At 38.3% G+C, this 17,242-nt stretch carries 8 protein-coding genes; 4 read left to right on the top strand and 4 right to left on the bottom strand.

Annotation, left to right across the window (positions count from 1 at the left end; all coding sequences use genetic code 11):
* Positions 1-24 precede the first annotated feature (24 nt).
* From K2X50_03585 to K2X50_03575, 3 genes are all read right to left on the bottom strand, one after another.
* Complete coding sequence (locus K2X50_03585) at positions 25-1,578, bottom strand: PAS domain-containing protein (protein MBX9586319.1); 1,554 nt, start codon at positions 1,576-1,578, stop codon at positions 25-27.
* A gap of 13 nt (positions 1,579-1,591) precedes the next feature.
* Positions 1,592-2,170, bottom strand: coding sequence for a DsbA family protein (locus tag K2X50_03580; protein MBX9586318.1), 579 nt, complete (start codon positions 2,168-2,170; stop codon positions 1,592-1,594).
* Between the two features lie 195 nt (positions 2,171-2,365).
* Entirely contained in the window at positions 2,366-3,835 is a 1,470-nt protein-coding gene (locus tag K2X50_03575) for a glycosyltransferase family 39 protein (protein ID MBX9586317.1), read from the bottom strand.
* A gap of 144 nt (positions 3,836-3,979) precedes the next feature.
* Between K2X50_03575 and K2X50_03570 the strand changes: the two genes are divergently transcribed.
* The 4 genes from K2X50_03570 (at position 3,980) to K2X50_03555 (ending at position 11,665) form a co-directional block, all read left to right on the top strand.
* Positions 3,980-5,491, top strand: coding sequence for an efflux transporter outer membrane subunit (locus tag K2X50_03570; protein ID MBX9586316.1), 1,512 nt, complete (start codon positions 3,980-3,982; stop codon positions 5,489-5,491).
* A complete protein-coding gene (locus K2X50_03565; protein MBX9586315.1) occupies positions 5,488-6,615 on the top strand; it encodes an efflux RND transporter periplasmic adaptor subunit in 1,128 nt (375 codons plus the stop codon). Before K2X50_03570 ends, K2X50_03565 begins: the two co-directional genes overlap by 4 nt.
* Before the next feature lie 13 nt (positions 6,616-6,628).
* Positions 6,629-9,688 (top strand): efflux RND transporter permease subunit, encoded by a 3,060-nt coding sequence (locus K2X50_03560; GenBank protein MBX9586314.1) that lies wholly within the window; start codon positions 6,629-6,631, stop codon positions 9,686-9,688.
* 114 nt (positions 9,689-9,802) lie between these two features.
* The gene (locus tag K2X50_03555) at positions 9,803-11,665 is read left to right on the top strand and encodes a hypothetical protein (GenBank protein ID MBX9586313.1); all 1,863 of its coding nucleotides are present in this window, start codon (positions 9,803-9,805) and stop codon (positions 11,663-11,665) included.
* A 3-nt stretch (positions 11,666-11,668) separates the two neighbouring features.
* On the opposite strand, the gene K2X50_03550 is transcribed toward K2X50_03555, so the two are convergent.
* Positions 11,669-17,173, bottom strand: coding sequence for an ankyrin repeat domain-containing protein (locus tag K2X50_03550; GenBank protein MBX9586312.1), 5,505 nt, complete (start codon positions 17,171-17,173; stop codon positions 11,669-11,671).
* Between the last annotated feature and the right edge of the window lie 69 nt (positions 17,174-17,242).

The raw sequence follows: 17,242 nt of genomic DNA, 5'->3' as shown, positions 1-17,242 counted from the left end.
CCCTTTTATTGAGCTGTCTATTTTTCAAGATTTTACCCGTTCTTCTTCTTTCAATTTAAGCGGGATCTGACATGTAAAAACGCTGCCTTTGCCAACTTCACTTTTCACAGTGACCAACCCACCCAGTCGATTTGCAATTTGACTCACATTGTATAATCCCAATCCACTGCCCGGGTACTTTCCTGAGTAACTGGATGTCAGCCGGCTGAATTTTTTGAAAATATCAACATACTTATCTTCTGGAATTCCAATTCCTGTATCACTAATAATAAATTGTAATTCTACACTATTCTCCGATTTACCGATTAATTTCGTCTCAATAGTAACACCACCATTCTCAGTGAATTTCACAGCATTACCTACTAGATTTAACAATATTCTACGTATTCCGCCTAAATCCCCAAACAAGTGTTGAGGAATTTTGGGATCGATAATTGATTTCCAATCTAAATTTTTGTATTTTATTCTCGCGCGCATCAATTCCGTGAGATCTTCCATTAGATAATTTATGTAGATAGGTTGACTATCATGGACGCCCTCATCACTACTTGCTACAACATCAATAATTTCATTCATCCAACTTAATAATCGTTGTGCTGATTGTCGTATATAACCTAACGTTTCTTTTTTAAACGGATCTTCCTCTTGTGATTCTAATATCTCCGAAAATCCTAAAATTCCCATAAAGGGGGTTCTAATATCGTGGCTGATATTAAGAATAAATTCTGATTTGGCACAATCTGCTGCCTCTGCTTTTTCTTTGGCATCACGCAATTCCTGCTCAATTTGTTTTTGTTTAGTAATATCCAATGATATTCCTATTAATCCGATGACATCACCCTTGTCATTTCTCACAGGTGCTTTATTGCTTAAGTAAATTGCTGGATCACCATTGACATCAAATCCTAACTCTTCTAGCGTTATTGCTTTTCCTTGTGCTAACACCTTATTATCAATTTTAATAAGATTATCTGCATCTTTTTTATTAAAAAGATCATATGTGGTCTTACCAACAATTGAATCTTGACGCAAAGATAAAATTTGCGCCAAAGCTGAATTACATCCTAAGTAGACCCCTTTAGAATCTTTCCAATAAATATTGGCCGGCATATTTGATGCCATCTGATTAAACATCGTTGCAATTTGATTGAAGTAAGACATATTATCGATGAATGAAGACTTTGCTTTTGTCTCAGATATTAGCTCTGACTCTTTTTTATTCACTTCAGTCACATCAATTGCCAACGTTGTTAAACCAAACAATTTATGATCCTTATCATACAATGGTGTTTTATAACTTAAATAAACTTTATTATTCCCTTCACTATCGATAATATACTCATGGAAGCATCGCGTATCTTGAATTTTAAAAACCTCTCGATCATTCTCAATGATTTTTTCAGCCAGGTCATGTGTAGTTAAATCATAATCTGTTTTTCCATTAAGCGTTTCAGGAGTGAGATTAAGTAAATTCAAAAAATGATGGTTGGCTCCGATATAGCGACTATTCAGATCTTTCCAAACAATATTAACTTCAAGAGAGTCAACAAGTTGTGCAAAGTCGATCGAATAACTCATAGAGCCTCCGCTCTTATAAATTCATTATAGATGCTTGCAAATCACTATAAGACTTGTCACCAACAAACCGCAATTCACCCGATTGTCTACCTACGCGGTGCGCAAATATAGCTGGAATAACATCAACTCCACGAGCACGAGAATCACGTATGTTTACTTTCAATTCATTTAAAATAATTTTAGAATTCATATCTCGTTTTAAGAGTATAATATTGATTTGTGCACTTCTGGCTAAACTCATCAATCGATCTTCAGTGATATAAGAACGCTCCTGCATCAACATATGATGAAATGCCGGATATTTTCCTTGTTTACGTGCGGCCAAAACGGCTCGAGCAATTGTCCATGAATTTTTGTCTAATAATGGAACGACACGAGTAACTAATTTCACATCATTATTATTACGCGCAAGAAGTTCGGTCACTGACAACATAGTTCGACAATGCGGGCACTGATAATCAAAAAATTCTTCTACAACAATATTTCCATTGATATTACCCGTCACAACCGATGCCAATGACTCCATTCCAAAAAATAATGACACGCTAAAAAACAATATACTGACTAGTCTTGGAAGAAAAATTGACCTCATAATATCCTCGCTTAATTAATGATCATGAATTGGCCGATCTTATCTCAATTTGACTTGATTGTCCAAAGAATATAGAGCGCAGAAACATAATTACACGCATTTATTGTTATTTATCGGTGATTATTTCGCCATTTCATCGCGATTAAACATAGATTTAGCGCATTAGAGTCTCGTAGTAGACTCCAACTGCAGTATCTAGGTTGAAGGGGGCAATACTGCAATGCCCACACGCACAGGTTTTATTGAGGCTTTAGTATGCCAAGACAATTCAAAAATTGATGCACCTAGAAGTGAGGGAAAAGCCTGAAGAACATGGCTAGGAACTTGCTCGCCAAAGGCTTCTGCATCCCAAACAAACACAGCCCCTTCATGCTGCATTTTAACCAAATCAACCCATGGGCTCGCCTCATAGTCCCAGTCAAAAAAAGGTACCGGATGATCTTTTCCATATACCGCCACTCGCGCAGCCAATTGACGAGTGCCGGCTACAAAAGGCACAGGTTTTTGAAACTCTTTATGCCAAACTTCACCAACCACATTCGCAAGTTCTTGCGATGGATAAGAAACAATTTTTGCATTACCGATCCAATACGGAGGCAAAATAACAGTGCCTAGATAAATTAGCAAAGAAGAAAAAAAACAAACCAAAGAGCCAATTGTTAACCGACGTAATTCAAGAGTTTCGAGGGTTGGCCAAAATGAATAAACCAGCCACAACCCCACTAAACTAAAGAGTGGCATTCCCCACATTGAACGCATGTGAGTACCCGAAATTGCAGCATACCCCAATGTCGTCAAAAAAGGTCCCCACGTCATGCTGAATAAGAAAAACCGATCAAAACGGTTTTTGGTATTTGATCGTTTAAAGTGCCTGACACTCCATGCGTACAGCAGAAAACAAGGCAAAATAACCAGTAATTGCGTCATTAAAAATAAGAGCGGATTAGAAAAGTGCCTGGCCCAAGAGGGTGCGACTGTAGCGCGACTCAGTGCATAGCCAACATACTGAAAGTCATGCTGATATTGCCAGTAAAGATTGGGGGAAATAATTAACAAACCCAGAGCAATTGCCAAATAAAGTCCTGGCTTCTTAAAACTGTTTCGACCTTGAGATGTTCCAAGAATAACCACAAATATGGGGACAAATAACATCACTGTGTAATACTTCGCCATCAAAGCTAATCCAGCACACAACCCTGTGAGAATCCAATCGCGTGAACGTTGAGCCGAAATTGCCGTATAAAGAAAAGAAATCGTTAATGCCCATAAAGGTAGTTGCAAAACATTGTCATTAAATTCAGGGGTTGCAAAATTATAATAGAAAATTGCCTCTAATAATAAAATCGAGGCCAACGCTTGCAGTGAGGATAATTTTAATTGCATGGCCAATCGCGTGGTTGCCCAAAAGGTCGTGATAATGCAGATTTGACTTAATAAATAGGTTGCCCAAACACTATGACCCGTTAACCAACTGACACTATACGCCAACCAACCTACTAAATAAGGATCTCGGTCATAGCCCCACTGCCATTGCTGCCCCCAAGCAATCGCTTCGGCTACATCGAGCGGGGCATTGTGGTGCAATAGCGCGGGCATCAAAGTCCAAAAAACAACATGCAATAGTGCCAAGACCACGAACCATTTTTGACAGAGTTTTTCATTCATTTCTGAGCGCACCTTGAACACCTCGGGTAGAATAATTTGTAAGAGCATATCGCAAAGATGGGTATAGGTCTAACCCAATCTAGCACTGGCTTACCAGCCACATCTGGTGTAATCTTCGTCTATCACATCGTAAGGATTACGAAAATGCGGATGTTAATCATTCCATTCTGTTGTATTGCCATGGCTGGCTGTATGGTGGGGCCTAATTTTCACAGGCCATCTGCCCCACATGCGAAACATTATACTGAATCTCGACTTCCTGCAAAAACAGTGAACTCACCTTCTCTAAAAAACATAGGGAAAACGCAATATTTTCTCAATGGCCGCGATGTTCCTGCTGAATGGTGGAAATTATTTCATTGCAAAGAACTAAACGATCTTATCTGTGCTGGTTTAGCAAATAATCCAAATTTGCATGCAGCGAAAGCAGCATTACGTCAAGCTCAAGAGAATTGGAATGTGACATTCGGCTCACAATTTTTTCCGAGTATTGACGGACAAATTAATGGGGTGCGTCGACGTCAAACCAACTCATTGGGGGGCACTATTAATCCCGTATTGGGTTCAAATATTTTTACATTATATAACGCCTCAATTAATATTTCCTATATGTTGGATTTATTTGGAGGAAATCGAAGACAACTCGAAATTTATTCTGCTGAAATAGATTATCAAAAATTTCAACTCGAAGCGGCTAAACTCACACTAACATCGAATATAGTAACTACTGCAATTACTATGGCTTCACTCGAAGCTCAAATTTCTGCTACAGAGAATATTCTTCATGCACAAGAAGCACAATTGAATATTGTAAAAAAACAACTTAAATTAGGTGCAGCATCGGGCATCGATGTACTTACACAACAAACTCAAGTTGCTCAAACACGTACATTATTACCACCACTCTATCAAAGTCTTGCTGTATCACGTGATGCTTTAGCAACACTGATTGGAAAAATTCCAAGCGAAAGTTATCTTCCTCATTTTTCTTTAGAGCAGTTTGTATTACCCGAGCATATACCCCTCAGCTTACCCTCTTCACTCGTTAATCAGCGTCCTGATATTCGAGCACAAGAAGCTTTAGTACATGCAGCCAGCGCACAAATAGGTGTTGCTACAGCAGATTTATTACCGAAGGTAACACTGACAGGAAGCCGTGGTTGGAACAATAATAATCTTGCAAAATTATTTTCTCCAACAGACATCATTTGGAATTATGGTGCTGCCATTTTACAGCCCATTTTTCACGGGGGCGCACTATTTGCACAACGTCGAGCAGCAATTGCAGCATTCCAACAAGCCGCTGCATACTATCGCCTCACTGTTTTACAAGCTTTTCAAAATGTTGCTGATAGTTTAGAGGCGTTAAAAAACGATGCAATTGCATTAGATGCTCAACGTAAAGCTGAAATTGCCGCGAAAAAAACTCTGCTGATTACTGAAAAACAATTTAAACTCGGTGGAATCAGTTATCTTATATTGCTGAATGCACAACAACAGTATCAAAAATCGACAATAAATCGTATTCAAGCTCAAGCCGCTCGATTAGCGGATACCGTGGCACTCTATCAAGCATTGGGAGGCGGTTGGTGGAATCGTGATTCTTACAACGCTAAAAAAACAGTCACAATCTCATACAGGAGATTTTCTCGATGAACAAAAGAATGATGATTATGCTTATCGGTGTGGGCATATTATTTGGTGGTATCGTTGGATACAAAACATTTTCGAATATTATGCTTAAACGATTTTTGGCATCCAGAGAAAATATTGCTACTGTTTCGGCTATGAAAGCCGAAACTTCTCCGTGGCATTCTCAACAAAAATATTATGGCAGTTTAAAACCTTATCAAGGAGTCAATCTTACCGTTGAGGCTCCGGGCATGGTAGAAAAAGTGTATTTTAAATCAGGCGCACTCGTTAAAAAAGGCGAAATTATTGTTCAGCAAAGTGTGACTGGCGACACGGCATTGCTTCGCTCATTCGAAGCCAATACGGCTCTCGCTAAAATTACTTTGCAACGAGATACTGCGCAATATGCGATTCAAGCCGTGAGCAAAGCCACACTGGATGCTGACAGAGCCAATTTCAAAAGTTTGGAAGCCCAAACTGCACAGCAAGCTGCCATCGTAAGAAAAAGATCAATCAAAGCACCATTTACAGGAAAGCTTGGAATCGTTGAAGTTAATGAAGGGCAATTTTTAACGCCCGGCGATCCTATTGCACCTCTTCAAGATCTTTCAAGTATTTATGCTGATTTTTATGTGCCTCAACAACAAGTGACTACAATGCGACTCGATCAACCTGTTCGTTTGACAATAGACACATTTCCAAATCGCACTTTTGAAGGAAAAATAACAACGATCAACCCTATAGTCGATAACAATACACGAAACGTAAAAGTAGAAGCGACAATACCTAATCCCAATAGCGAACTTCTTCCAGGCATGTTTGCAAGCATCGTGATTGAAACTGGCGAACCTCAGCGTTTTATTACATTACCCCAAACTGCTGTCAGTTATAATCCATACGGTGATGTCATTTTCACAATTCAAGATAAAGGAAAAGACAAGACAGGCAAACCTATTTATATCGTCACACAACAATTTGTTACTACCGGAGAAACTCGCGGTGATCAAGTGACTATTTTAAAAGGCATTCAAGTTGGAGACCGAGTAGTCACGAGTGGGCAATTAAAACTTAAAAATGGTGCTCGTGTAACGATTAATAATTCTGTTGTACCAACCAATAATCCGTCACCAAACACCAAGGAAGAATAATAAGGGATTAATGATGAAATTTACCGATCTCTACATCAAACGCCCTGTATTAGCGACTGTTGTATCATTGCTGATTCTTGTGCTGGGTCTTCGATCAATGTTTTCTCTTCCTATCTTGCAGTTTCCTCGCACTGAAAATGCTGTGGTTACTGTAACTACAACGTATGTTGGTGCGGATACAGACGTCATTGCAGGCTTTATCACAACACCATTAGAAAATTCTATCGCACAAGCCAACGGTATAGATTATTTAACATCAACTAGCCAACTAGGAAGAAGTACTATTCAAGCCTATTTGAATCTCAATTATGATTCCAATAAAGCACTCAGTGAAATTAATACCAAAGTCAATGCGGTTCTCAATCAATTACCGAATAATTCTCAAGTACCTGTAATATCAGTCGATATAGGACAAACGATTGACGCGATGTATATGAGTTTTTACAGCGATTTTCTACCACGTAATAAAGTCACCGATTATTTAGTTCGAGTCGTTCAACCCAAACTGCAAGCCGTTAATGGTGTTCAGGTTGCAGAAATTTTAGGTGGACGACAAATTGCTTTACGTGTGTGGCTTGACCCTGCAAAACTCTCTGCTTATCAAATAACAGCCGCTGACATTTCTACTGCACTCGCAACCAATGATATTGTTTCTGCTATCGGTCGCACTCATGGCCAAATGATGACGGTCAATCTCAGCGCTAAAACCGATCTGAATTCCGTAGAAGAATTTCAAAATCTGATTGTGAAAAGTCAAAATGGTGCTATTGTAAGATTACGTGACGTGGGAGAAGTTTCTCTAGGTGCTCAAAATTATGATACGAATGTACAATTTAATAATACCTCATCCGTTTATATTGGAATCAAAGTGGCCCCCTCTGCCAATTTATTAAATGTGATTGCGGACATAAGAGAAATTTTTCCTGATATCGTTCGTAATCTTCCCAGTGGTATAGAAGGGAAAATTGTATATGACTCCACTAAATTCATTAACAGCTCTATTCATGAGGTTGTGAAATCCTTGCTCGAAGCATTAATCATCGTGACGATTGTGATTTTTTTATTTTTAGGCTCCGTGCGCTCAGTGATTATTCCTGTGCTTGCCATTCCGCTTTCATTGATTGGTGCTTTTTTGATTATGGAAATTCTCCATTATTCAACTAATTTACTGACATTACTTTCATTAGTTTTAGCTATTGGCCTTGTTGTAGACGATGCCATTATTGTCGTGGAAAATGTACAACGCCATATGGAAAATGGTTTATCGCGGATGGAAGCTGCAATATTAGGTGCTCGTGAACTAGCAAATCCTATCATTGCAATCTCTATTGTACTGATCGCCGTATTTATTCCCATAGGGTTTATGGGTGGATTAACAGGGGCTTTATTTACAGAGTTTGCTTTTACTTTAGCCGGCGCTGTAGCGATATCAGCCATAGTGGCTCTTACACTCTCACCCATGATGTGCTCTCGCTTTCTTTCACAAATTAATCACAATAGTCGCTTTCATGACTCTATTAATCGTCATTTTGATAATCTACATAATAGCTACAAAAAACATTTGCATCATTCTCTAAATTATTTACCCGTCACTGCTGTATTTGCAGCGATAATTTTTCTTAGCATAGGTTATTTATATTCCACATCAAAAAGTGAACTTGCACCGCAAGAAGATCAAGGTGTAGTGATTTCACAATTAACGACTTCACCGAATGCCACAATCGATCAAACTCAACTTTACGCTGATCAAATATATAAAATATATCGCAGCTTCCCTGAAACGGATGCAGTATTCGCACTGATTGGCGCATCTGGCTTAAATTCTGCAATTAATGGGATGATTTTAAAGCCCTGGGATGAGCGTGATCGAACATCGAATCAAATACAACCACTCGTTCAAGAACAATTAGATAAAATTTCCGGAGGCAAAGCCGCTGCTTTTCAATTACCTTCATTACCGGGCGCACGTGGATTACCCATTCAATTTGTTCTTCAAACAACAGAATCCTTTGATCAATTGAATGAAGTAGCGCACGATGTTATGAATCAAGCTATGGCAACAGGGCTGTTTATGTTTATGGACAGTGACCTGAAAATTGATAAAGCTCAATCTAATCTACTGATTGATCGAGATAAAGCCTCTCAGCTTGGATTTACAATGCAAGATATTGCAACAGCTTTAGGGTCTGCACTCGGTGGCAATTACATTAATTATTTTAATTTTAGCGGTCGCTCGTATCAAGTCATTCCACAAGTATCACGAAATGATCGACTGAATGATTCACAATTACTGAATTATTATCTCACCAGCGCCAATGGCACATCCATTCCATTATCGACAATTGCACAGGTAAAAACTGTTGTGGTTCCTGAATCGCTCAATCATTTTCAACAAATAAATTCAGCCACTATTAGTGCTGTTGCTGCACCTGGTGTTGCGATGGGAACTGCTTTAGACGCATTGAAAAATTCTGCTGAGCCACTCTTACCACAAGGCTATACTTACGATTATGCCGCTCAATCGCGACAATTTAAGCAAGAAGGAACAGCATTTTTAATCACTTTCTTCTTTGCCATGATTATTATTTTCCTCTCATTAGCCGCACTTTTTGAAAGCTTCCGTGATCCGCTCACGGTACTCATCAGCGTTCCCATGTCCATCTGCGGAGCACTGGTTTTCGTCAGTTTAGGGATCGGTGGCGCGACGCTCAATATTTATACCCAGGTAGGACTTGTCACACTCATCGGACTTATTAGTAAACACGGGATATTGATCGTTCAATTCGCCAACGATCTCCAAAAAACTGGCAAAACTAAACGTGAAGCTATCGAAATGGCTGCTAGCATTCGATTGCGCCCCATCCTCATGACCACTACTGCAATGGTGGTCGGCGTTTTCCCCCTCATTTTTGCCAGTGGTGCCGGAGCTCTCAGCCGATTCAGTATAGGCCTCGTCATCGCCTCGGGGATCTCAATAGGTACCCTGTTTACCCTATTCGTCGTCCCTGCGATGTACATGTTCCTTGCTGAGAAGCATACCCCTGAGACAGCCGCAGAGCCCCAGAAGGCCTGAATCGGGCGAAATAAGCAAAATACGAGTTGAACTCTTCTTAAGACTATCTTAATCTAACAGACCTATTATGGCATATTGACCTTTTCACCTTATGTAATATGAAGCAGAGACACCATGCAACAAAATACTCCACTACGCTACGCACTCACCGCCCTTTTCTCCCTTGGTGCCATCGCATTACTCGGTATACTGAGCTACTCAGGCATGCTCTATCTTACTGGCAACGTCATCGCCAGCATCGTATCAGCTGGACTTGCCGTACTTATTGAAGGCGAAATATACAAACGAAATATTTTAAGTGGCATAGACAAATTTTTAAAATTTGGCCACTTTATTGAACATAATAGTTATGTCAATAAGCTTAAAGAATTATCAGAGGATTTTCATGACTCTGAAAGTATATTAAAAGATTATCATAACCTCCGACGTTACAAAAAAAAATTAGAGCATGCAAAAGTTCGCAGTGAAGAACAAGAAAAAGAGTTAGAACGATGCGAAACACGAATCACAGAAATAGAAGAATTTTTCATACGCTATATCAATAACGAACTTGATCCCGACAATTCCGTTGAGCAAAGACTAGCTGCAGGCCTAAATCGCTATTTAATAAATGATAAAGATAAAACAGAAATTCGGAAAACTTTACAATCCAAAATTAGTTGGGAACAAATGTGGCTATGGTTAAGCTCACCCCTCACTATCGGTGGTGGAATAATGGCTATGTTGGTGGCCGTTGCGCAATTGCCAGAAGCTTTAGTTGCGTTTAACGTTGCAATCACCCCTACTCTTACCATGTTAGCGGTTTGGCCACTCGCCTTTCTTGGTGGCATTGGATTAATGTTAATCACCTACAACACTTTTGTAGAAGTGATTCACAACAAAAAATGGATAAAACATTGGGAATCATTTAAACAAACATTAAAAGAAGCCAGTATACTGGGAATCGTATTACACGTGTTCAGCATAACTTTTATAACGGGCCTAGCCATCTTCGCAACCATTGCAACTGCGAGTACCTGGTGGATTGCTGCACAAACAGGGGTAACCTTATTCCCCGTATTATCGACCTTAACGGTTCGATTACAAACGATCTTAATAAGTGTAGGAGCGACTCTCTTCGCACTAGGACAAATCGTATTTGAATACGTCAATAGTTTAGAATCTCATGCTACAATGACCCGTGCTCAATCACGCAAAGGCCTGACACCCGATCAAGATAAATATATCAATTCATTATCAACATTTCGTCAGTTTTTTGCTGTCCCTGCGCTCTTAGCGCTAAACGATTATGACTCCTGGCTTGAAAAACCTTTGAGCGAGAGAATAAATCCTTTCACCTGGGCCATCAAAATCATCGAATATCCTTTTAGACTTGTGATATTCATCGGACATTTAATTAGTATTGGCGTCACCGGTGATAGGCTAGGGAATATCCATCCCGCCATCACATCAACTGCAGGTGCATTGCAAGAAGGCATGACCGATCTACACTATGTCTGGAGTGGAAAATGTGGTCATCATCATTACGATTTTGCAGGTTTATTTCTTGATATTTTACTTTCACCCCTCAAGCTTTTAGCCGCCGGATGGAATTGGTCAGCGGGTAATAAAGATTTTTCTGAACAACTCAGAAAAACCTTCGGCCGTGGAAAAATCAAAGAAATTAAAAAATATGAACCTTCTGTTGAATTGCGACATTATGAAGTGGATAAAATAATCGCTCAAGAAGTTGAACGACTCGATGAAGCAACTGTTTATGATGATTCAGCGGAAGAAAAGCTCGAGTTATGGAAAAAAGCGCGAACCCGCTCTCAAAAGGGGACTCCAGAAAAAAGATCTTTATTATTTTCACATGAAGATGTCGCTGTTCTTGAAAAACATCGGTCATCGTGGTTTGGACCATCTACAACTAGATCAAAGCAAACACTTGAGAAAATAGAGCAAGAGTTTCCGTATCTGCAACTAATTTCGGCGTAATCTTTATACTATACCTGGAATTGACTTCAGTTCCGTAATAATCACATTCGGCGCAGACTCGTCCTGCTGCAATGTTCTTTTATGCGCCAACAACTGATCCACACGATTAATATAGGCTCTCAGACAGGCAACAAATTCATTTTTATTGTCAACAGGCTTGAAAAAAGGAATATTAGTGCTGGATACAACATGTTTTACAGATGATGCTATTTGTTCAAGTTCTGATCGAACTGCTTGATAGGTTTGTAGAATAATTTTTTCGTCCGGCAATTTACTCAGCACATTTTCTTGACCTGAGAAATATCCATGTATAATTGATGATAAGTTTTCAAAAAAATTTGATGGGTCAACAATACTACATTTAATAGTGTTACAATCCCTAATACTTCTGTCGCACAATAATACAAACAAATGTTCTGATCTTGGATGTCTATCTCTGAACGAAGCCACTAACTGGAGATACCTTTTATCATCAAAGGATAATTCAAATATTGCAAAAATATGCATCAACGTATAATGAATTACCCACTCAGAGATAAGTAACGTGGACAACTTAGCTTGTACTCTAGGCCTAGAAAAGCCCGAGCACCATAATGCATAGACCTCTGCCTGATATTCTGATGAATTAATGGCAGTATCGTCTACCCAATCTAAAATAGGGAGAATAAATTCTTCTTCATGACTAGACACTAATTTCACAATTTCAGGCGTTAATTGAGCACCCTCATCTAATAATAACGTAGGAATACGCGTTATCCAGCCAGTTTTAGCTGCGCTATGGAGAGCTTTGGTTTTTAATTCTTGGCTAAAATTAAAATGACTCAATAAATACTCAACCACTTTTTCATTGCCATCAAAGGCGGCGATTTCAAGTGAAGACTCTCCTTTAAGATTATCAGAATGATTATCAATAGGCAGAGCACCTAGACGTACCAAACAATAAGCTAATGAATGTTTAGAAGATTTTATTGCGGCATAAAATTGCTCATCCAGAGTTTTCTGCCATTCTTTTCTACGACTTTCATCGCTGGCAATGATTTTACTCAACTCTAGTATGCTATTAAAATAATCTTCATTTAATCGAGAGAGTAAAACACGGTAGAAAATAGCACTTCCGAATAATTTCGGCATACTATCGGATTCATATAATGGATAAAAGATGTGGAGACCATTATATTCCATGAGAATATTAAGAATTAGAGCGATAATATTAAATCTTGTTTTATCCAAATGAATATCTGGAAGCTCGTGACAAGGAGGGTCAATAAACTTCAAAATCTGTGAAATAGCTTTTACAGGATCACGATCATCTTTATCAAGAAGTTTGCATTCGGACAAATAACGGACTAATCGATACATAGCGAGATCAGGATTTTCCAAATAGAGAGCTTGCATAAATAACCTAGCAATGCTCTGAAGACTATTTTGAGAATCAACAGCCGGCATATGGCCGATAAATTTATTGAACAAAGCAGCGGCTTGAGTATTATGGGTAGTATACGCCAGGTCACGAGCTAACAGACACCGAGAATAAAATGCAGGAGAGTGCTCTCCTTGTGATTCAAAATTGATTAGCCTTGGAAGGAGGTCGTTTAAACCTAGCTCAACCGCATAATATAATGTTGACTCCAATCCCCACTTAAACTCCCTACAAAATGGCTTAGCACCAGCATCTAGTAGCTTTAGAGCAATATCAACCTCCTTATTACGAACGGCTTGTAAGAGAGCAAACCCATACTCAGCGTTATCTTGTTCATCAGTAGGAAATTGTGTAAATACAGCCACTGTTTTCCAATCTTTTGTCTGCACTGCGCCTACTATCGCTCCATTACAGAGATTCCTGAGCGAAGCATCAGCTCCGTGTAGAAGCAGAAATTTTACTTCTTCAGATGCGCTTTGTTTGGTCGCCTCCTCCAATAACTTTGAAAGTAACGCCCTATCCATATCAGGATATTCATAGATAGTTTGTCTTACAAGTCTCCAATTTTTATTAAATGACACGAGTGTTAGGATATTTTCAAAACCCATGAAGTTCAATTGGCTTGGAGTACCATAAGCTATTAGATAATCAAAGAATCTAGTATTTTTATAATATGATAATTTGATTTGTTGTATTGTAATGCTAGATCTATCAAGCAGCATTCGAGCAATCTTAAATTCGTCATTTAGGATTAGCTCACAGATAATAAACGTAAGATCATGTTTACCAACACTCAAAAGCTTCTCAACAATGTCTTCATAAAGATTTTGTTTTGTTTTTTGCAAAAACCGAGATAAAATCCAAGTAAATCCATTTTTAATCATACAGATTACTAAGGGCACATTATCCACTTTGTCAAACAAAGTATAGGAAGTGATCTCATCCAATCCTAATAAAAATCCGTAGTGCCGATTTACGTAACGTTGCTGCCTAGAATTGACATCCTCATAGATATTTCTGGCAGAACGTTGGTCATATTGATAATACTCTTTTGAGTAAAAAAGAGTGTCATGCGCTACAGAATTCACTTCTTTTTTGCGTGAAAAAATAGTACTTAACATTGGCCTGTAGAAAAAAATAGGGATTTTATATTCAGGATTAAGCTTTCTATGATCTCCCTCTGCTACTTCAGAATATTTCGCCAATAAAGCTTCTGCAAAGGCATAGGCAGAAAACTTTGCCTCAAAAGAATCATCACCAATAACAACTATGGTACGATAAGGATTGAATCGAAATCTAGCATTAACTTGCTTAAAACCATCTTTAGAATCGGCTATCAGAGAATCTTCAACGTGAGTCAAAAGACCAAAAGAAAATATCGCAGAATCTGGTATCCTATCGACAGAAGATGGAAGAGGCTTGCGATCGACAAGGTCAGCTTTATACTGTTTTGAAAAATTCTGTTTATCGCACCCCTTTACACTGGGGAGAATATCAGAAATAAAATTATTGACTTCAGAGAGGTCACTCATTTTAAAAGTTTTAAGAACATACTGATTACGGAGACGTTCTTCATCTAGATGCTTCGTCTCTCTCATTGCATAGAGATGACAAAAATAATATTGATCCGGGGTCATACTAACGACTGATTTTTCTATTTTTGGATACAGATCATCTTGACCAGGTAAAACTCGCGTGATCAACTGATTAAAGAATTTAGCAGATGATTCATCTTTAAATGAGAAAAGTACAAGGCCTTCTTTCTCACGCTTTCTAACTCTAGCTATTTTATGAGATGTCTTCCAAAGACCCCCAAAAAACTCCTCACTAAACTTTTGTATAAGTGGATCTTCAAAATCTCCGAAAAGCTTTTGGAAATAAGGTATTAACTTCTCAAGTGCTTTTGCACTATATTTTCTTAAACGATACTCAGCAAACTCTTTGCCATGATGTGCAAATGTTTCGATAAACAATTGGCCTATATCAAACAAGCTTGAGGAGCTAGACGTTGTTGATACAAAAGGATAAGTGAACTCTAGCCATTGAATTGCATCCTGATTACGAGAAAAATCCGCAAAATCATGCGCTAAACGAATCAGCGTTTCAAATGATCCCGACTCTTTCTTAATTTCTTTTAATATAGCGATGATCTTTTGTAACATGTCAATTTTTGCTAGCTCCAATGCTACTTGTATTGACGAAGCGATCGCGTCATTAAATTTGGATTTATCATAACGAATGCCAATATTTATTAATTTCTCTACAAGATCCTCAGCTTTGCCTATAATACAGTTTTTCAGTACCCTGCTAAAATTATCAATATCAAGATTAGGGTTAACACTGAGAAGATATGAAGCCAAACTCCACTGTTGATCAGCAATGAGCTGTTCAAATGCATCTTTACCATGCACTGATTTCACAGCACCCATTTGCATCAATAAATGCGCCTCATTATAACGTTTTGCATGGCATGCTCTTACTAACAACAATCCTAAACAGGTGATATCGATTTTTGGATATTCCTTCAGACACAGCATGATAATGACCCATTTAGCTTGATGCGAAGCTTTGAGCAACATTTCTTTCATGCCCATGAAATTCATGTGACGAGGATTTCCAAATTGAATTATCCAATCATCTAGAGAGAGATCACCGTACTGTAAACGACGTTTATCAGTGTTTGTTTCTTTGATAATAAATTCAGCAATATCGAAAGCTTCTAGTTTAATCAACTCTGAAATTATTTCATCATTTTCCTCAATTCGACCTTCTTGTAACAATTTTGTAAATACTTGTTGAGTCACTTCGGCTGTTTTTGTATTTCTTGATTCCAATAGACGCAACAACAACCTTCCACGCTTCTGTCTTAGAAGTTGCTCTGCTAAAGAACATCCGAAAAAAATTTCATCGAGTAAATCTTGACTAATAATTTGATCAAGACCTAACAAGAATTCACAATCGAGATTTGCATATTTCGTATTTTTTAGGGGAGGTGTATTTAAGATTGCCAGCGCTTCTTCTTGATCTTTTTTCTGCATCGTTTCAGTATAAACTTTAATATTGTGTTTATATTTACCATGAGTAGTGCAAAAATCAGTTTTGCAAGACTGATGATTTTTTTGAAAATAAGGCAAGTAAAAAATAATGGGGATTCTATAATTTGGATTTATTACTATATTATGCCGTGAGGCATATTCTTTGACCTCTTTTAATAGCTCTTGTGCAAAATGATAGGCCAATAATCGAGCCTCTAAGGTATCAGTACAAATAGCCACTACAGATCGATACGGATTAAAATGCAATCTCGCTAAGAACTCATTGGTTCGACGTTCTTTTGATCTTACCTCAAGATTGGCGCGTTTAAATTTTTCAAATTCCTCTTGAGAATATAAAATCTTCTCGCCTTTACTCTCTCTGTGAAAATGACTCGCTTTTGCAGATTGCTCACTTTCATGCTCAAATACCCGACCCACGGTTCCCGAATCTCTGATTAGGCCTCTATGAATCAACACATCGTCCACATGAGTCATTAAACCGTACAAACGAATTTCTCTCACTTGAGAAAATCCAAACGCGCGGCTCTGCGTTTCGTTGTCAATAAACGTACATGACTGAATTTGTGAATACTGAGCTTTTTTTGAAGGATCATGCCTAGGTCTTCGGTTTGCTCTTTGAACAACCTCACCTTCAGGTGTAATGATGTAAGGCTTTCTTTCAACAGGTCGCAAATTTTGACGTCTTAAGCCATGCTCACCCGGAAACAGTCCTTTAATAAAAGCCTGGCTGTAATCAAATTCATCTGCACGCAGTGTCTTTAAAAAATAATGATCAGGAATGAGATCGGATAATAAATTTTCTCTTGACTGGCTAATAGTTAATCTATAAAAATGATATTGATCCTTCGTCATAATCACAATATCATTTTCAATTTTTGGGTAGTCGTCATCAAGTATAGGTAAAAATGAAGATAAAAATAGTCGCATGGTCTGCGCTTTTTCTTTTTCTGAAAAATGAAACTGAACAAGACCCACAGACTTAAATTCCGATACGATGTACTGTGAATTTTCGTTTTCAAATTCTTGATTCATGGGCTTACCTATAGATTTTATGCAGTACCCAAGCCATTAGAGATTAAATTGAGGAGTGAAAACATGTTT

Source organism: Gammaproteobacteria bacterium, from assembly GCA_019748175.1.
Taxonomy (GTDB): domain Bacteria; phylum Pseudomonadota; class Gammaproteobacteria; order JAIEPX01; family JAIEPX01; genus JAIEPX01.
The sequence above is the reverse complement of the archived record's forward strand: the minus strand, read 5'-3'. Positions and strand labels throughout refer to the sequence as shown.